Below are 19,552 nucleotides of genomic sequence, written 5' to 3'. Positions count from 1 at the left end.
ATACCAGCTAAAGTTTAATTTCTTATCCACTACAAAGATAAGAAATAATCCAATAATTTAAATTTCTTTAATAATTTTACCAGGGTTTCCTCCTTATTTATGTTCTATAAGATAGTTCGTTAAGAAATTATTTTATCGAAAATTATAAACTGATCAGTTTAAAAATATATATTTGTAGCGTTATGGGAAGAAACAAGGAATTTGATTATGAACAGAAACTTGATATTGCGCTCGAGCTTTTCTGGACACAAGGTTATCATGTCACTTCTATCACCGACCTGGAGCAGGCGATGGGCATTAATCGGAGTAGTATTTATCCAACTTATGGAGATAAAAAAGCTTTACTCATGAAATGTCTCACCAAGTATCTGAAAGAGAAAGTTGCTCACTATTCCAATAGCACAGAGGGAGAGCATGATGACGCAATTGAGGCCTTAAGAAAAATTTTAAGGCTTGCAGTTGATCAGAGCATCCAGGAAGAAAGGACCTGCCTGGCTGTTAAGATGGCTTTTGAGATATCCCTTAGTGATGAAGATATCAGGCGTATACTATTAATCCATGAGAAGAAGATTGAAGAAATTTACCACAACATTTTACTAGCTGGGCAGTGCAATGGAATTGTTAACGCTAACCTGAATGCAAAACTGACGGCTGATTTTTTTGCAGCATCGTCTAGTGCGTTATTTAAAAACTATGCTTTGAATAAGAACCGGAAGGCGGTCTATAACATGATTGAGAACCTGATCAACATGGTGAAAGCATAGGTTTTTTTTAGAATAATCAACAATAAATATTTTTTTAATCTTTTTTAAACTGATCAGTTTAATATGAATTTAAGTGTCAATTTGAAAGTGGCCTACATAGGATGTATGGGCGTTATCGGAATTATTAGTACAGAATTTGGGGTGATTGGTATCTTGCCGCAGATTGCTGAATATTATCATATCCATATCGGTACGGCAGGGTATTTATTGAGCTTATTTGCTTTGACTATTGCATTAACAGGACCAGTTATGGTCTTATATGCATCTAGGTTTGATAAAAAGAAAATCATGCTTTATGCACTGGGACTATTTTTGATTTCCAATGTTGGCTCGGCGCTTAGCCCGCCGTTTTGGTTGCTGATGTTTTTACGAATACTTCCGACCATTTTACATCCGGCATTTTTTTCGATGTCCATTGCGGCGGCAATAAAAGGTGCATCTCCTCAGGTTCAGATGAGGTTGACCAGTATTATTATTGGTGGTATTTCGCTAGCGCAGGTAACACTGATTCCTTTTACCACTTTTATTGCAAGTTTGTACGCCTGGCAATTTAGTTACATAATTCAGGCTATAGTTATACTAATGACTTTGGTAATCATTTTTAAGGTACTGCCTGCTATGCCAAATACTGAAGTGAAACCTTTCAAAAACCAGTTGAGTATACTCCGAAGGCAAAAATTTATTGCAGGCACTGCGGTAAATTTATTTTTGATTACGGCCTGGTTTTGCTCGTATAGTTATTTTGCAGATTATCTTTCCAGAGCCAAGGGTTTGAGTACCCAGCAAATTAGCTATATGTTGCTGTTGTTTGGTGTAATGGGGGTGGTATCTAATTTTCTGGCGGGCCGTTTACTAGGAAGGTATATGATTAGTACCGCGCTGTTTTTTGTAGCGGGCACTTTTCTGGTTCCGTTTGCATTTCAATATGTGAATGATTCGTTATTTAGTATTGCGCTGGTGGTCAGCTTTTGGGGGGTGATGTATGGGCCGTGTTTTCTCATTGGGGTGGGATATATGGTATCTGCAGCGCAAGATGCAAAGGAATTTGCGAATAGCCTGCAGACTTCCTTCGGAAATCTCGGGGTTTCGCTCGGTTCGGTAACTGGAGGTTGGTTCATCAGTCATTATGGGATAACCATTGCACCCTGGGTGGGAGTTGGTTTTGGCGTATTGGCAATGTCAATGGTTTTCTGGAGGGCGTGGCTGGACAAGGTTTAGCAGGATAAATCAATCCTTTTTCACCAGGTATAGAAAAGTGATAATTTTTAAATTGTAGGTTATAGGATTTGTGTCATCTCCCGCTCCTGACATTGAACGGCTTTCCATGCATCGGGTAATAGGTTAAAGAAAATAAATTTTTAATTTCGATTTTAGTTTACAATAAAATCAAAAAGCAATCGTCTTCCAACCAATGCTAAAAGTTATTAAATTAGAAGAAAGTGCTTTAAAGAGCAGAAATAACTATTTTTCTTTCTCGTTAACAGAGTTGAACAAAGTAAGTTGCGGTATCAATTGTTCAATTGTAGTCCCGTGTAGTGCACTTAAAGGGATGATTGTTAAATCATCCTTTTTTTTATTTACAATCATTACCCTAAATCCTTCATTTTAATATAGTTGATTGATAGAAGATTCATCATTGTACGTGTTCGATAGATACCGTTTTCATAATAGAGATTCGAGTCGAACACCAAATCTATAGACCCCCGTATTTCCAGCGTATCGAACTTATTAAATACACATTTTAAGTCTCTCGATGCCTCAAGCTGCTTATTGAGAATCACAAATGCTTCGCCATGATATGTGCCTAGCCAACAATCAGATTTCTAAAAACAGGGGATTATTATTTCGTTATGAGTGTATAATTATAGGTAGTCATTGCAGTGTCCTTAGTTTTCTTTTCCTGAAGTTTGATTGTAAGTTTTGCCATATCATTATCAATCTTCTTGTCCATAATTTTTGCGTAATGCTGAGTGGTCTTTATGTTTTTATGACCGAGCATTTTACTAACGGTTTCAATCGGGACATCGTTCATAAGAGTGATATTGGTAGCGAAGGTATGCCTCGCTAAATGAAATGTTAGCACCGGACGAATACCACATATATCTGCAATTTCTTTCAAGTAAGCATTCATTTTCTGATTTGAACTTACAGGAAAGAGTTTTTCAGAATTGTAACAGAGCGGGTGATCGACATATTTATCTAATAGCGTTATCGCTTTTGGCAGTAATGGAATTCTGGTTGGCATTCCGGTTTTTGCCTGTTGGATATAATACAGCGTTCCTGCTGCCGTCCAATGACTTCTGTTGCTTTTAGCTGACAAATATCAATTTATGCCAATCCGGTATAGCAGCTAAATAAAAAGATATCCTTAACTCGTTGGAGACGCTCGTTTGCAAAACTAGTCTGCTCAAGCCTGTCAATTTCATCTTCAGTGAGACAAACGCGATCGATTTCTTTTACAGTCGCTTTGAAATTTGCAAATGGATCATTGATAATCCAGCCGTTGGCAAGACAAATTTTAACTATCTTGTTTAGGTTTTTAATATATTTAACCGCAGAATTATTTGAACATTTCCGTACAGATCTAAGGAAAAAATCGTAGTCTGTCAAAAATAAATGGTCGATTTTTTTGATATCTATATCAGAGATATTGTACTTCTCTCTCATGAACTGTTCGATATGCCTAAGTGCTGTTTGATAGCGTAACAATGTCATTTTAGAAAAATCTTTTCCTACAAGCATAGCCATTTCATGATTATGATCTTCAAAGACCTCCTTTAACGTCCTTCTTTTTTCTGTTTTACCAAGATACTCATTCATCAGTGAGTCAGCAGTAACTTCAATACCTAATGTCAAAAAAATACGGTGAGCATCATGTACTCGTAATTCTAGTTGTTTTTAAGTAGGCGTTTAGCGTTTTAGATTTCAATGAGTTACCTTTAAGTTGTCCAATGCTCCATTCATTTTCCAAACATTTTTTCCCTGTAGCAGTTTCTGCTCTTTTCTTAGAAACTGTTATTCGTAAATAAATTGATAATCCGTCAATTTGAGTGTCATTTCTCTTTTTTAGGAAAAAGATTAAATTGAAATTTCTTTTCATAAAATTGCTCTTAAAACGTAAATAAATTTAAGATTTGCAATAAAAAAAGTCAAGATGTTCAATGATTGAACTAGTTATATATCAATTGATTACATAAAAAAAAAAGGTTCCTCCTTTTTATGATTTCACTGAGGAACCTTTTTGGCCACCTCACATATTCAATATTTTGGCAAAAAACCATTAAATCATAAAAACATCGTAAAAACAAAAACCCTGCAAATCGCTGATTTGCAGGGTCCTAGTGTCTTTTGGTGAATTTTGTTACTAATTCCAGTGGAGCCGAAGGGAGTCGAACCCTTGTCCAGTTGTGAGATAAATTATACCTTCTACATGCTTATTTTTCAATTGATTTTCGGGAAATAAACGGGCTGAAAACCGACCTTATTTAAATCCTTAGGTACTTTGTCTCACTTCAAACCGTACCTTTTTGAAGCCAGCGCTGTTGTTTCGATGCCCCGGATTCTAACCCAACAATGCAGCGGTTAGAGGGACAAAAGCTAAGCTAGTTCTAAACTAGGCAGCTAAGGCGTAAGTATTTTCGCCAACTAAAATGTGAACGTTCACTTTAAGTGCTCTCCGTACAACGCACTGCATGCTAACATAACTTTCGCCACCCCGTCAAATCCAAGAACGGCCCCAGTATAGTTTTCAATTTCAGTTTTAAACTATTTGCTGTTTTAAATCTGAACAACAAATATACAATTTTTTTAGGTAATTGTTTGCTGAAGCTAAGCGATGATTGAAAATCAATCTGTAATTTCAGACCTCCTTCGTCTCAATACCCTATAAACCTGCGGGGATACCCTCATACTTTTCTTGAATAATCTTGAAAAATGAAAAGGGTCTTCATAACCCAGGCTTACCGCGATGTCCCTGATTTTGATTTCAGTACTATAAAGCAAGCCACAGGCTTTCCTTACTTTTAAGTGAATAAAATAATCCATAGGCGGCATCCCTGTAGATTTTCTGAACAGGCTGGAAAAGTAAGAAACGGACAGGTTATTGAGGCCGGCAAGCTCTTCCAGAGAAATTTTATTGGCTAAACCCTGGTGCATGTAATCAATGGTTTTTTTGATCATATCCTGATCATCCTGAGCTTTAATGCTGCTGTGTTTCTCCGGATAAAAAAATGTAGCCAGGAAATGGCATAAACATAAACTGATATTGTTGAGGTTATCTTTGCTATATCCTAGCTGAAGGTTATCATACATGGATTCCCATATTTGGATACCTTTTTCATTCAGCTGGATTTGTTTCGCACCGTCGTAGAGTTTCAGATTAAATCCTTTATTAAAACCTTCAAGATCCTTTCCGCAAAAGTGGATCCAGTAAATTGTCCAGGGTTCATGATCATCTGCACCGTAACTCATCTTCACTTTGGTAGTTGGCACAATGATAAATTCGTTTGCTGACACCTCTAACCGCCGGTCATCGAGTAAAAACCAGCCCTTGCCCCTCAAACAATAGATCAGGATGTTCTCACTGCAACCCTCGGGACGGTCACGGTAATGAAAAGCGGCATTCGGAAAATAACCCATGGAGGTTACGTAAAGCTGACTCATGAATACATTGCTTTCTGCCGCGGCTTTCCACGAAGCTTCCGGTACGTAGATGTGTTTTTCCCCTTGAAATCCGTCTTTTCTTTTCATTTACGAAATGATTTGGTTAGTAGCAGCAAAATAGTTGGCTAATACATGCGTCGCTGATAGCAAATATATCATTTGCAGACCAAAAAACATATAGCAGATTTGGTTGTAAAATAATTGGATAGTCCATCATAATAGGTGAATATGCTATTTTAACACCCTTCGAATAGCATTAATTTTGAACTTGTAAAGCAAATCAAGCAGATTGAGTCTCTTCACTTCAAGATGTTTTTGATTTATCGCTTACAATAACCAAATAATTCAAACAAGTATGAGCCAAACTCTACAAAAAAAATGTAAACATCTCTATGCACTGGTGTTTTTGCTGCTTTTTATGGGCAGTGCTTCCTTTGCCCAAGTTCCTGCAAAGAAAACCATCACCGGTAAAGTAACCGATTCATTGGGTATCGGGATGCCTGGAGTGGTTGTAGCCGTGGTAAGCCAGGCCAATGTGGGCACTCAAACCGACAATAATGGAAAATTTGTATTGGACGTAAGTCCGGGGCAATTAATCAGATTCTCTTTTGTGGGCTACAAAGAACAGCGTGTAACGGTTGGAGAGGGGAGTGTAATCAACATCAAACTGATCGAGGATAATATCCTGGCCGATGAAGTGGTGATTACAGCACTGGGTCAGCGCCAGCGAAAAGAAGCCCTGGTGGGTTCAGTTACTACAGTCAAAGTAGCCAACCTTAAAATCCCCTCCAGTAATTTAACCAATGCCTTATCCGGACAAATCGCTGGTGTGATAGGTTATCAGCGTAGTGGTCAGCCCGGCCAGGACAACTCACAGTTTTTTATCCGCGGCGTCACTACCTTCGGATATAAACAGGATCCACTCATCCTGATTGATAACGTGGAGCTCACCTCGTCAGATCTTGCACGCTTACAGGTAGATGATATCGAAAGCTTTTCGATACTGAAAGACGCAAGTGCAACTGCACTATATGGTGCCCGTGGTGCCAATGGCGTAATTTTAGTCGCCACCAAGTCTGGTAAAGAAGGCAAGGCTAAAATCAGTTTCCGTTTAGAGCAGTCTGCCAGTCAGTCTACTCAGAACCTCGAACTTGCCGATCCGGTTACCTACATGAAGCTTTTCAATGAAGCTGCAATCGGCCGTAACATGGATCCCGTTTTCAACCAGAATAAAATTATCAATACACAAAATACCATCAACAAATCGCCCGGTTATAATGAATATGTGTATCCTGCGGTAAACTGGCTGGATATGCTCTTTAAAAAGAGAACTTCTACTCAGCGTGCCAATTTAGGTATCAGCGGCGGTGGTGGGGTAGCACGCTATTATGTTGCCGGTTCCTATAACCTAGATAACGGTGTTTTAAAAGAAGATGAGCGTAATAACAACGACAATAATATTAAATTCCGTAACTACCAGTTGCGTTCGAATGTTAATATCGACTTAACTAAAACCACTGAAATGGTAGTCCGCTTATCGGGCAATTTCAGTGAATACAATGGTCCGATAGCGTCTGATGGCGGCTTCTCTACTGATTTGTATAACGCCGCCATTCATACCAGTCCGGTATTATTTCCAGCCTACTTTCCTGCAGATCAGGCTAACCAGAATGCCCAGCACATCCTGTTCGGCAATACGGTAGGCAATGCCGCAAACGATATCCGGAATATCAATCCATACGCACAAATGCTGATGGGACATAAGAATTCTTCCGAATCCAGAATGTCGGCACAGTTTGAGGTCAACCAAAAACTCGATTTTTTAACGGAAGGTTTAACATTCCGCTCAATCTTCAGTACCAACAGGTATTCGTACTTTGATTCGTCAATGGCGTATGCCCCGTTCTATTACAATGTAAGTTCGTACGACAGGCAATCAAATCAGTATACACTCAACTGGTTAAATCCATCTGTAACGGCTCCACTAAATGTTTCGCGTGAATATTTATCTTATTATCCGGGTTCGCCAACCGTAAATACTTTCCTTTATGCGCAGGCATCAATGAACTACGACAGGACTTTTGGCAGCCACACAGTAAGCGGAACATTGATCGGAACGGCTCAGCAAACCCGCTACAATAATGCAAGGGATCCAAAAAACAATCAGCCAACACTCCAGTATTCTCTCCCTTACCGGAATATCGGCTTAGCTGGCCGTTTAACCTATTCGTATAAAAACCGCTACTTTGTTGAAAGCAATTTTGGCTATAACGGTTCTGAAAGGTTTTCAGAAAATCACCGTTTTGGCTTCTTCCCAACTATCGGCGGTGGATGGATCGTATCTAATGAACCTTTCTGGAAAGGTGGAATTGCAAACGTAGTTAACCGCTTAAAACTACGAGGAAGTTTCGGCATCGTGGGTAACGACGCCATCGGATCACAGCGTTTCTTTTACAAATCTGATGTGAACCTGAACGGTGGAGGAAACTATGCACAGTTTGGTTTTAATGGTGCTTCAGAACGCCCGGGTGTATATATCAATAGCTATGAAAATACCAATATTACATGGGAAACTTCTCAGCAAACCAATATTGCTTTAGAAGCAACACTATTTAAAAATTTAAGTGTAATTGCTGAGGTTTACAATAACTACCGCTACGATATTTACATGCCCAGGAGAAATGTTCCTTCCACTTTAGGTCTCGAAGCAATAGACCCGAATACCAACCTGCCCGATATCGGTGCCAATATCGGTATCGCCCGCTCAAGGGGGATGGATTTATCTTTGGATTATAAGTTTAATGCAAATGATTTCTCTTTTGCAGTTCGCGGAAACATGACTTTCGCCAAAAACAAATATGTGAATTTTGAAGAACCGCAATGGGCTGAAGCCTATCGCTATACTACCGGACAGGCGATCAGCCGGAACTACGGTTACATTGCAGAACGTTTGTTTGTTGATGATAAAGAGGTTGCCAATTCTCCCACACAGATTTTTTCTACTGGCGGAAAGCCACCAAGGGGAGGTGACATCAAATACAAAGACTTAAACAACGACGGTAAAATCGATGATGCGGATAAGGCCTATATTGGTTTCCCTCAGTCGCCTGAACTGGTTTATGGTTTCGGATTCAGTTCGTCTTACAAAGGGTTCGATCTGTCGGCCTTTGTTACCGGCCAGGGCCGGATGACATTCTTTATTAAACCGGAAAAAATCAGCCCATTTGTACCTACAGATGAGAAGAGAAAAGTAAACCCTTTCGACGGCGGTGACGGCGATTATTTCGGAAACACCCAGTTATTACAGGAATTTGCCAACAACCACTGGTCGCCCGAAAATCAGGACTTATATGCCCTTTACCCACGCTTATCGGTAACTAAAGAAGATTTGGAAAACAACCGCCAAACCAGTACCTGGTGGATGAGAAACGGCCGGTTAATCAGATTAAAGTCTGTTGAGATTGGTTATACATTGCCACAGCGGGTTTCCAACAAAATCAGGTTGAGCTCAGCCCGCATCTATTTCAATGGTTTAAACCTATTAACCTGGTCGCCATTTAAAATGTGGGATCCTGAACAAGGGGGTAATGGATTTGCCTATCCCATTCAAAAAGTATTTAATGTTGGCCTAAACGTAACACTATAATGAAAGCGATCAAAAAATATTCGACATATATCTGTGCGTTGGTACTGTTATGTTCAATTTATTCTTGCAAAAAATACCTCGATATTACCCCTGAAAATCTGGGCACACTGGATTATGCCTTCAGAAACAGAAATGAAGCTGAAAATTACCTGTATGGTTGTTATGCTTATCTCCAGCGCTCTACTGATATGGCTACCAACCCTGGTTTTACCACTTCCGGAGAGCTGATTTATTCCAATTCGCTCGACAATTATTTAGGTTTTAACCGTGTAGGCTTTAACCTGTTGCGTGGTACACAGAATACGGCAAACCCAGGGCTAAATGCCTGGGATGGTAACGAAGGGAGCTATAGCTTTTTCCGCTCCATCAGGCTATGTAATATCATGCTGGAAAACATCGATAAACCCATCGACCTTTCGGCAAATGATAAGAAAAGATGGATAGCCGAGGCGAAGTTCCTGAAAGCATACTATCACTACCTGCTGTTTAAAATGTACGGACCTATTCCATTGATCAAAACCAATCTGTCCATTTCAGCAAGTACTGATGAAGTGCGAATTAAGCGTTCCACTGTAGATGAATCTGTAGATTATATTGTGTCGCTTTTAGATGAAGCCATTCCCGACCTGCCGGCTACCATTTCCAATCAGGCAACTGAGCTGGGCCGTGCAACCAGCGTAATTGCATTGTCGGTAAAAGCTGATGTTTTAGCTACTGCTGCAAGTCCGCTTTTCAATGGTAACCCCGATTATGCATCTTTCAGGGATAAGGATGGCATTAGCCTGTTTCCGCAGGCATTTGATGCACAAAAATGGCGCAAAGCAGCTGATGCAGCCAAAGCCGCGATCGTTGCTGCCGAAGGGGAAGGTATTAAGTTGTATACTTTTTCTTCGCCAACAACGATCGGAACGCTGTCTGACTCGTTAAAAAGAGAGTTGGATGTTCAGAATGCGGTTACCGAAAAATGGGAACTCAATTCAGAAATCGTTTGGGCATCTAATCCGGCATTCGGGTATCAGGGTTTCGCTACCCCGAGGCTTACCGCAAATTCGGCTGTCAATGCATTTTCCAACCCCTCAACGTTTTCTGCGCCTATTGCTACACAAGAGCTTTTTTATACCGTAAACGGGGTGCCAATCACAGAAGATAAAACCTGGGACTATGCAGGTAGAAATACCATTATGGCTGGCGATAATGCCAGCAGGTATTATATCAAGGAAGGCTATGAAACGATTAAAGGACACTTTGCCCGCGAAACCCGTTTTTATGCCGATATGGCTTTCGATGGCGGCATCTGGTTTGGAAATGGCCGCATCAACCAGAATGATGCCCAGCGCCCCCTATACCATGTATCTGCAAGGGGTTCGGGATTTGCAGCGCCCAGTGATAATATCCGTTTGAACATCACCGGCTACTGGCCCAAAAAACTCGTTAGCTATGCTTCGGTGTATGATGATGGTTTTCAGACCTTCGCTTACCGTATGCCATTAATCAGATTAGCTGACCTGTATCTGCTTTATGCAGAAGCTTTAAATGAAGTAGGCGGACCAACAACCGAAGTTTTTACCTATGCAGACCGTGTAAGGGCAAGGGCGGGTTTAAGAGGGATTCAGGCTTCATGGACAAACTACTCCAGAAACCCGAATAAGTTTAATACCAAAGAAGGGTTGAGGCAAATCATTCATCAGGAAAGAAGAATTGAACTGTGTTTTGAAGGGCACAGCGGATGGGATTTAAGACGATGGAAAGAATTGCAGGCAGTGCTTACCACGCCGGTACAGGGCTGGAGCATCAATAATGCCGATGCGATTAATTATTACCGCCCGGCTACTCAGTTTATCCCTGTATTTGGAATTAAAGATTATCTGTGGCCAATTAAAAGCTATGATTTGGTCGTGAACCCAAATCTGGTGCAAAATCCCTTCTGGTAGTTAAAATATGATGTTAATCTTAAGTTTAAGAAAATGAAAAATATAAATAAATGGATTGCGCTCATGTTGTTTTCAATCGTTTGTCTAATGGCCTGCGAAAAAATGGAAACCTATAATGAGCCGGCCTCAACAGATATGACCAAGCCGGCGGTGGTAAGCAACGTTAAAGTGCAGAATTATAATGGGGGAGCCAATATTACCTACTCGCTTCCTAATTCTCAAAATATTCTCTACGTGTTGGCGCAATATAAAATAAATGGCGTTACCACGCGGGAAACCAAATCAAGCTACTATTCCGACACCATCACGGTGGAGGGATTTGCTAAAAAGCAAGAATACGACGTTACACTTTACACGGTGAGCAGGGCCAATGTGAAGTCTGATCCGCTGGTTGTTAAAGTGAGCCCGGATACGCCACCATACTTACTGGTAAAACCTACCATTAATGCCCAGGCAGATTTCGGCGGGATTAAAATCACCGGCACCAACCCGGGTAAAGCAAATTTAGGCGTGATCCTTTTAGGCTTTGAAGGCAATGTGTCTGATGTGATTGACCAGAATTTCTCCAAACTTGCTACAATAGATTATTCAGTTCGCGGTTACCAGCCGGTTGAAAAGAGAATTGGCTATTATGTTATTGATAATTACGGAAATATATCTGATACCACCTATAAAACAATCACCCCGCTTTTTGAATCGATTCTGGATAGAAATAAGTTTACTTCTTACCGCCTGCCATCAGATGGCGTAATTGCTTATGGATGGGATTTACCCTATTTATGGGATGGAAGAACCGATGGAAGTTCAAATGGCTGGCATACTGCGCCAGGCGGTGCCATGCCTGCTATTGCTACATTCGGCCTGGGCGTAAGTGCCAAACTGAGTCGTTTCATTCTTTGGGAACGCCCGGACGGAGGGGATAAATTTGCTTACGGGCATGGTAATCCAAAAGTATTTTCACTCTGGGGATCAAACGCAACGGCTCCGAGAGATGCCAGCCTGCCTATGTCTGCTCCTGAAGGAACGGTAATCGGCGACTGGACAAACCTGGGAAATTACAATTATCCGCCGCCACCTTCTGGCGCTACGCCGGTTGCACACACCACTGCCGATAATGATTTTGTTAAAGCAGGTGTAAGTTTCAATGTTCCGCTGGTAAGTCCAAAAGTCCGCTATGTACGTTTAAGCGTATCCACAACATGGTCTAGCGGCACCTTTGCGCACGCTATGGAAATGGCGTTTTACGGTGATGCCCGATAATTATTCTTCAAATTAATCAGTAGAGAAAAAATGAAAAACAGATATATAGTTTTAGCGGTGCTGCTTATTGCAACCATCATCATCAGTTGTACTAAAGATGATGTCGCCTTCAAGGAGTTCCTTAAAAACGGCGAAACCGTTTACCCCGGAAAAGTTTCAAAAATTGTAGCTAAAGCCGGTAACCTGCGTACAGGATTATGGTTTAATCCGAGTCCCGATCCAAGCGTAACCAAATATGTAATCAAGTGGAATAATAATGTCGATTCAATAACTGTAAACTCCACTTCTCATAGTCCTTTGGATACCATTAAAGTGATTATTCCGAACCTAAGTGAGTATACTTATACGTTCACCGTATTGTCTTACGACGCACAGGGACGGAAATCAATTCCTATTGAAGCGCCCAACGTAAGGGTTTACGGGCCTCTATATCAGGGTGCATTGTTAAACCGCCCGTTCAACGCTACCGAGCCTTACGTTGTTAATGCCAACGGTTCCGTTCAGCTGAATTTTAATGTACCTGATACCATCAACGTAGGTACCACTATCCGGTATACCAATACCAGCAATGTGGTTACGGAGAAAACGCTGGCAGCAAAGGATATGTCGATTACCTTAAATGATTATAAATCAGGAACTGATGTGCTTTATAAATCTTCCTATATCCCATCTTTAGGCTCATTGGATGTATTCAGCGTAAGCGACTTTTCCACCTTTCCAAAAATATTCACTTTTGCACAATGTGATAAATCATTATTCAGGGAAGTTCGCCTGCCCAATGATGTGAATACCTACGAATCCGGTACAAGCATCAGTAAGCTTTGGGACAATAGCAATGGTCCGCAGGGCTACCCGAACATCTTTCACAGTGATGGCAGTTATATTGCACACGTGCTCACCTTCGATATGGGAAGAACTTACACCAACCTGGCCCAGATTGAGGAAGTTGGCCGGGATTGCTGCAATAATCCTGATCGTTTTGAAGTGTGGGGGATCAATGACCTCACCAATGCCACCACAAATTTAAGGGCTGATGATTCCGGCTGGAAGGCTGAAGCTGTTGCAAAAGGCTGGACCTTACTGAAAGACATCACCCGGACAGATGATGGTAAAAATGCCATGAAATTTGACCTGATCGCTAACCCGCCACCTGTCCGTTACATCCGCATCAGAGTATTGCATACCGTAACCGGTTCAGGCTACAGCAATATGAGCGAGCTCACTTTTTGGAATAAGCAGTAATTATGATTAAAAGTATCGAGATAAGAGATGCGAGATTCCCACTGGGAAATGGTGCGGGAAGTGATGCCATTCATCGCGACCCCATCTATTCCTATGCCGTGGTAAACTTAAAAGATGATAACGGTTTGACAGGTACCGGCTTTGCTTTTACTTTAGGTGAAGGAAACGATCTGGTTTGCAAAGCCGCCGGTTTTTATGCAAGCCAGTTACGCGGAATGGACATCGAAGAATTGATGGCGAGCTTTGGCACAACCTACAGGTCTTTTGCTAATGAACAGCAATTCAGATGGCTTGGCCCCCACAAGGGTATTGTTCACCTGGCACTGGCCGCCGTTACCAATGCTTGCTGGGATTTGTGGGCAAAAAAGAGAGGTGTGCCGCTTTGGAAACTAATGATCGATCTTTCAGCGGAAGAACTGGCGAATACTATCGATTTTTCATACCTGGAAGATGAGCTTACCCGGCAGCAGGCCATTGATTTAATAAACGAAAATAAGCTTACACAGTCTTCCCGCACTTCAATCTTAAATGTGGGTTACCCCGGATATGATACCTCCATTGGCTGGTTCAACTATCCTGATGAGCAGGTAAAACAGAACGTTAAAAGGGCATTGGAAACGGGCTTTACTGCCATGAAACTTAAGGTCGGATCGAAAGATCCGCAGCATGATATCCGCCGCGCCAATATGGTTCGTGAAGTTGTAGGTGATGACATTAAAATCATGCTCGACGCCAATCAGCAATGGAACCTGCCTCAGGCATTAGCCATTTGTGCCGAACTGAGTAAAATGAATCCTTACTGGATTGAAGAGCCAACGCATCCCGACGATGTGCTGGCACATCAAACCCTGGCACAGAAAATTGCCCCGGTTAAACTCGCATTGGGCGAGCATGTGCCAAATGCGATCGTGTTCAAAAATTATCTGCAGGTAAAATGTACTGGCTTTATGCAGGTAGATGCCGTACGGGTAGGTGGGGTAAGTGAGTTTTTGGCAGTAAGTTTATTGTGCAGAAAATTTAATATTCCCGTTGTACCGCATGTAGGGGATATGGGCCAGCTCCATCAACACCTGGTGCTGTTTAACCACATCGCCTTAGGTCACGAGGCTTTATTTTTAGAACACATCCCACATTTAAAAGCGCGTTTTATTCATCCGGTCCGTTTAGAAAACGGTTTATACATTACGCCACAAAATACAGGCAGCAGTTGCGATCTTAAATTGTAATTTCAATTATTAAAATCAATTTAAAATGATCCAGACCGTTGACATCATCATTAGTGCCAGTTATATCCTTCTCATTCTGTTCATCGGATTGTGGGTGGGCATCAGGCACCGCCGTCAAAGCCAAAAAAATGAAGCCAGCAGCTATTTTCTGGCCGGTAAGTCGCTAAAGTGGCCGGCAATCGGTCTGGCGCTTTTCGCTACAAACATATCAACCGTCCACCTGGTTAGTTTGGCACAAAGTGGTTTTGATACCGGTTTACTTAGCGGGAATTTCGAATGGATGGCTGCCTTTACCCTGATACTGCTCGCCCTGTTTTTTGTTCCTTTTTACATCAAATCAGGCGTATCTACCTTACCCGATTTCCTGGAGAAACGTTACGATCGTTCGAGCAGGGACTGGTTAACGTTTGTATCTATCGTTTCAGCCATCATCATCCACATCGCATTTTCTATGCTTGCAGGTGGTATTGTACTCAAAACCCTGTTTGGCGTAAATATATATCTGAGCGTTGTGGTCATCTGTATCATCACGGCCATGTATACTATTGTGGGTGGTTTGAAGGCCGTTGTAGTAACCGAATCCATTCAAACCGTAGTATTGTTACTGGGGGCAGGCGTCATTTGTTTTGCCTGCTATCATAAAATGTCGGGCTGGAATGCCATGGTTGAGGTTTTACATTCTGAAAGACAAAGCGTAAAACTTTCGATGTTAAGGCCGGCCCGCGATCCATCAGGAATGCCATGGTATGCCGTATTTTTAGGTTACCCGGTATTGGGCATCTGGTATTGGTGCGCCGATCAAACCATTGTGCAACGCGTTCTGGGAGCCAAAAATGAGAATCATGCCCGCGTGGGTACGTTATTCTGTGGCTTCATCAAAATTCTGCCCGTATTTATATTCATCATTCCGGGCCTTTTTGCCTACACATTGGCGCAAACCGGCCAGCTCGATCTTTCAAGCATTACGACGATGGGCAGCAATGGTCAGCCAATAGTAGAAAGTAAAGGCATCTACACGCTGATGATTACGCAACTACTGCCCAGCGGCCTTATTGGTCTGCTGGTTGCTGCTTTACTCTCCGGCTTAATGAGCCAGGTATCGGGCGCGTTAAACTCAATTTCAACCATGGTGAGCTATGATATCTACGCCCGGTATTACCCCAACCTCAACGATCGGAAACTGGTTAAAACCGGTAAAATTGCCGCAGGTATAGCCTTGCTGTTCTCTCTGTGCTTACTGCCACTACTCAACCGGTACGAAAGTATTTTTAGCGGGATCAATGACATCATCGCTCACATTGCTCCCCCAATTACCTGCGTATTCCTGTTAGGGATTTTCTGGAAAGGTGCCTCTGCGGCATCAGCAAAAATTACCCTGTGGTTCGGTTCTGCCCTGGGAGCAGTGGTGTTTACCATCAATAAATTGTGGACAGATACCTGGTTCGCAGCAATCCCTTTTATGATGATGGCTTTTTACCTGTTTACATTTTGTGTACTGTTACAGATTATACTTTCCTATATCTACCCTGTTGTACATACCCACGAAAGTGCTACGTTATACTGGGCTTCATGGAAATCACCGCTAACAGCAAAAGGCTGGCCCGGATTGGGCAACTATAAAACATTATCCGCCATATTGTTCATCAGCATGGCGGTTCTATTCTATTTATTCAGATAACTAATTTTAAATACAAGATGCATTTACTAAAAAACAAAGTTGTATTTCTAACAGGCGGCTCAAAGGGTATCGGCTTTGAGTGCGCATTAAAATATGCAGAAGAAGGTGCAAAGCTGGCCATCATTTCCAATGATCAGGCTTCGATTAATCGTGCGCTTTCTATTTTAGGCGCACCACATATTGGCATTCATGCCGATGTGTCAAATGCACAGGATATCCGCAATGCCGTCGCGAAAACACTCGATCGTTTTCATCAGATAGATGTGATTCATAACAATGCAGGTATTGCCTATCCCTCAAAAAATATTCATGAAACAGATGATTCGGAATGGGATGACTTATTTAATGTTAACGTAAAGGGTGTTTACCACACCGTAAAATTCGGTCTTGAAGCACTGATCAAATCCCATGGGTGTATCATCAATACGAGTAGTCTGGTTGGGGAAATAGGACAGGAAAATCATGCTGCTTATTCCGCTACCAAGGGCGCAATCAACGCGCTTACCAAATCGATGGCATTGGATTATGCAAAATATAAAATCCGTGTCAATGCAGTGGCCCCGGCTGGCGTGTGGACAGATATGCTGGAGGAGTGGGGTAAAGCACAGAATGATGTAGAAGGAATCAAACACTACCTTGATGGTATACATGCCTTAGGGTATTGCCCCAGCGGCGATGTGGTAGCTGATGCCTGTGTGTTTCTTGCGTCCGATAAAGCCCGCTTTATCACCGGAATCATTATGCCGGTAAGTGGCGGGGCCGAACTGGGATATAAAAAAATAAATCAACTGGAAACTATTTAGTTATGCGAAATCAACTGATATTATTGCTGTCTTTCTGCTCGTTCCTTATTGAGCATGCTGCTGCGCAGCAGAACCTTAAACTCTGGTATAATAAACCGGCCCGGCGTTGGGAAGAAACCATTCCGCTTGGAAACGGCCGCCTGGGTATGATGCCTGACGGGGGAATCAATACCGAAAACATAGTACTCAACGACATTACATTATGGTCGGGAGCCCCACAGGATGCCAACAACTATGAAGCCCATAAAAGCCTTCCAGAAATCAGGCAACTTATTTTAGCAGGCAAGAACGATCTGGCTCAGGATCTGGTTAATAAAAATTTCATTTGTAAAGGTCCGGGTTCAGGTGGCACCAATTATGGCTGCTTTCAGCTGCTGGGTAATTTAAAGCTTAATTTTACTTATCCAAACCATAAAAATGCCGCTGAAGATGCAAGCCTTTATCAACGTGAACTTTCGCTGTCTCAGGCTGTGGCCAGAACCAGCTTTGTCATCGATGGCGCCGCCTACACCCGCGAATACCTCACGAGTTTTGATGATGATGTAGATGTAATCAGGTTAACGGCCTCCAAACCAGGCTTGTTGAATTTTGATATCGAAATATCTCGTCCGGAGCGGGGAATTGTAGCTGCTGCAAATGGGGAACTGATCATGAGCGGACAACTGGACAACGGCATAGATGGCAAAGGCATGCAGTATATCAGTCGCGTAAAAGCCCGCTTAACGGGAGGTACACAAACCGTCAAAAACAATAAAATCATTGTTAAAAATGCCACCAGTGCACTGATCTACATCGCCGCCGGTACGGATTTTATGGATGCGGGGTTTAAAGAAAAGGTGAATTTCGACTTAAAATCGGCATTTTCCAAAACTTACGCCATTCAAAAACAAAACCATATCCGTAACTATCAGAAAAAATTCAACCGCTTAAGTTTAAAGATTGGTAACAACATTACAGACACCATCCCAACTGATGAACGTTTAGTCAACTACAATAAAAACCCGAAAGCCGATGTTGGCTTTCCGGTGCTATTTTATCAGTTTGGCCGCTATCTAAGCATCAGCAGCACCCGAGTAGGTTTATTGCCGCCAAATTTGCAGGGGCTGTGGGCTAACCAGGTTCATACCCCATGGAACGGCGATTACCATCTCGACGTCAATATCCAGATGAATCAATGGCCCGTTGAAGTGAGTAACTTATCTGAGTTGAACCTGCCACTGGCGGATTTAGTTGGAAGAATGCTGAAAAACGGAGAGAAAACGGCAAAAGCCTATTACAATTCCAAAGGTTGGATCGCCCATGTCATCACCAATGTATGGGGTTTCACCGAACCTGGTGAAAGTGCCTCATGGGGTGCTTCAAATGCGGGGTCGGGCTGGTTATGTAACAATCTATGGGATCATTATGCTTTTAGCAATGATCAGGCTTATCTCAAAAAAATCTATCCCATATTGAAAGGTTCGGCTGAATTTTATGCCGATGCGCTGGTTAAAGATCCTGAAACGGGTTGGCTGGTCACCGCACCGTCCGTTTCTCCTGAAAATACTTTCTATCTTCCTAACGGAAAAACAGCCAGCATCTCCATGGGGCCAACCATTGATAATCAGATTGTAAGAGAATTGTTTACAAATGTGATCGATGCGGCGAAAACCCTGGGCGTTGATCAGGACTTCAGTAAGTTTCTGTCGGAGAAGTTAAAAGCTGTACCTCCTGCCGGAACTATCAGCAAAGACGGCCGGATCATGGAATGGATAAGGGATTACAAGGAAACCGAACCCCAACACCGTCATATTTCCCATTTATACGGGCTTTATCCCGCATCATTAATTACTCCGGTTAAAACACCGGAACTGGCAGAAGCGGCAAAAAAATCACTGGAAGTTAGGGGCGATGACGGACCAAGCTGGTCGATTGCCTATAAGCTATTATTCTGGGCCAGGTTACAGGATGGGGAACGTTCGGGCAAACTGCTGCACGAACTGATGAAACCCACCATTAAAACAGACATTAACTATGGTGCAGGAGGAGGGATATATCCGAATCTGCTGTCTGCCGGTCCACCTTTCCAGATTGATGGTAACTTTGGCGGAGCGGCTGGCATTGCCGAAATGCTGATCCAGAGTCACGATGGCTTTATCGAATTATTGCCATCTATCCCTCAGGAGTGGAAAGCTTCGGGTAAAATTACCGGCGTAAAAGCCCGCGGGAACCTAACGGTAGATTTCGAATGGAAGGATGGAAAAGTAACTGCCTATAAGGTCTATGGCCCGGTACCTACTAAAATAAAAATTAAAATTAACGGTAAAATGGTTGATATGACCAGTCAGAAATCGTAATAGC

At 42.2% G+C, this 19,552-nt stretch carries 14 protein-coding genes and 1 other RNA gene; 10 read left to right on the top strand and 5 right to left on the bottom strand.

Going from position 1 to position 19,552, the window contains the following annotated elements; all coding sequences use genetic code 11:
* Positions 1-182: 182 nt before the first annotated feature.
* Both AB669_RS09805 and AB669_RS09800 read left to right on the top strand, forming a co-directional pair.
* Positions 183-764: a TetR/AcrR family transcriptional regulator gene (locus AB669_RS09805; RefSeq protein WP_047799142.1), complete on the top strand. Its 582-nt coding sequence runs from the start codon at positions 183-185 to the stop codon at positions 762-764.
* Positions 765-827: 63 nt separating this feature from the next.
* The gene (locus tag AB669_RS09800; protein WP_047799141.1) at positions 828-1,982 is read left to right on the top strand and encodes an MFS transporter; all 1,155 of its coding nucleotides are present in this window, start codon (positions 828-830) and stop codon (positions 1,980-1,982) included.
* Between the two features lie 622 nt (positions 1,983-2,604).
* Here AB669_RS09800 and AB669_RS22335 read toward each other — a convergent pair.
* From AB669_RS22335 to AB669_RS09790, 5 genes are all read right to left on the bottom strand, one after another.
* Complete coding sequence (locus AB669_RS22335) at positions 2,605-3,084, bottom strand: site-specific integrase (RefSeq protein WP_197082390.1); 480 nt, start codon at positions 3,082-3,084, stop codon at positions 2,605-2,607.
* An 8-nt stretch (positions 3,085-3,092) separates the two neighbouring features.
* Positions 3,093-3,620 (bottom strand): phage integrase SAM-like domain-containing protein, encoded by a 528-nt coding sequence (locus AB669_RS22330; RefSeq protein WP_197082389.1) that lies wholly within the window; start codon positions 3,618-3,620, stop codon positions 3,093-3,095.
* Positions 3,621-3,636: 16 nt separating this feature from the next.
* Positions 3,637-3,864, bottom strand: coding sequence for a hypothetical protein (locus tag AB669_RS22560; RefSeq protein ID WP_053058354.1), 228 nt, complete (start codon positions 3,862-3,864; stop codon positions 3,637-3,639).
* Positions 3,865-4,135: 271 nt separating this feature from the next.
* Positions 4,136-4,502: a transfer-messenger RNA gene (gene ssrA, locus AB669_RS21795) on the bottom strand.
* Positions 4,503-4,610: 108 nt separating this feature from the next.
* Positions 4,611-5,513 (bottom strand): AraC family transcriptional regulator, encoded by a 903-nt coding sequence (locus AB669_RS09790; protein ID WP_047799140.1) that lies wholly within the window; start codon positions 5,511-5,513, stop codon positions 4,611-4,613.
* A 268-nt stretch (positions 5,514-5,781) separates the two neighbouring features.
* On the opposite strand from AB669_RS09790, the gene AB669_RS09785 reads away from it, so the two are divergent.
* Genes AB669_RS09785 through AB669_RS09750 form a run of 8 tightly spaced genes read left to right on the top strand, consistent with a single transcriptional unit; the run spans position 5,782 to position 19,548 of the window.
* Positions 5,782-9,072: a TonB-dependent receptor gene (locus AB669_RS09785; protein WP_047799139.1), complete on the top strand. Its 3,291-nt coding sequence runs from the start codon at positions 5,782-5,784 to the stop codon at positions 9,070-9,072.
* Positions 9,072-11,003, top strand: a complete 1,932-nt coding sequence (locus tag AB669_RS09780) for a RagB/SusD family nutrient uptake outer membrane protein (RefSeq protein ID WP_047799138.1) — start codon at positions 9,072-9,074, stop codon at positions 11,001-11,003. Before AB669_RS09785 ends, AB669_RS09780 begins: the two co-directional genes overlap by 1 nt.
* 33 nt (positions 11,004-11,036) lie before the next feature.
* Positions 11,037-12,263 (top strand): DUF5000 domain-containing lipoprotein, encoded by a 1,227-nt coding sequence (locus tag AB669_RS09775; protein WP_047799137.1) that lies wholly within the window; start codon positions 11,037-11,039, stop codon positions 12,261-12,263.
* A 30-nt stretch (positions 12,264-12,293) separates the two neighbouring features.
* Complete coding sequence (locus AB669_RS09770; RefSeq protein WP_047799136.1) at positions 12,294-13,505, top strand: DUF4998 domain-containing protein; 1,212 nt, start codon at positions 12,294-12,296, stop codon at positions 13,503-13,505.
* 2 nt (positions 13,506-13,507) lie between these two features.
* Positions 13,508-14,731, top strand: coding sequence for an enolase C-terminal domain-like protein (locus AB669_RS09765; RefSeq protein ID WP_047799135.1), 1,224 nt, complete (start codon positions 13,508-13,510; stop codon positions 14,729-14,731).
* A 25-nt stretch (positions 14,732-14,756) separates the two neighbouring features.
* A complete protein-coding gene (locus AB669_RS09760) occupies positions 14,757-16,409 on the top strand; it encodes a sodium:solute symporter (protein WP_047799134.1) in 1,653 nt (550 codons plus the stop codon).
* Between the two features lie 17 nt (positions 16,410-16,426).
* Positions 16,427-17,212, top strand: coding sequence for an SDR family NAD(P)-dependent oxidoreductase (locus AB669_RS09755; protein WP_047799133.1), 786 nt, complete (start codon positions 16,427-16,429; stop codon positions 17,210-17,212).
* A gap of 2 nt (positions 17,213-17,214) precedes the next feature.
* Complete coding sequence (locus AB669_RS09750; protein ID WP_047799132.1) at positions 17,215-19,548, top strand: glycoside hydrolase N-terminal domain-containing protein; 2,334 nt, start codon at positions 17,215-17,217, stop codon at positions 19,546-19,548.
* The last annotated feature ends 4 nt before the right edge of the window (positions 19,549-19,552 follow it).

Source organism: Pedobacter sp. BMA (assembly GCF_001027745.1).
Classification (GTDB): Bacteria; Bacteroidota; Bacteroidia; order Sphingobacteriales; family Sphingobacteriaceae; genus Pedobacter.
The sequence above is the reverse complement of the archived record's forward strand: the minus strand, read 5'-3'. Positions and strand labels throughout refer to the sequence as shown.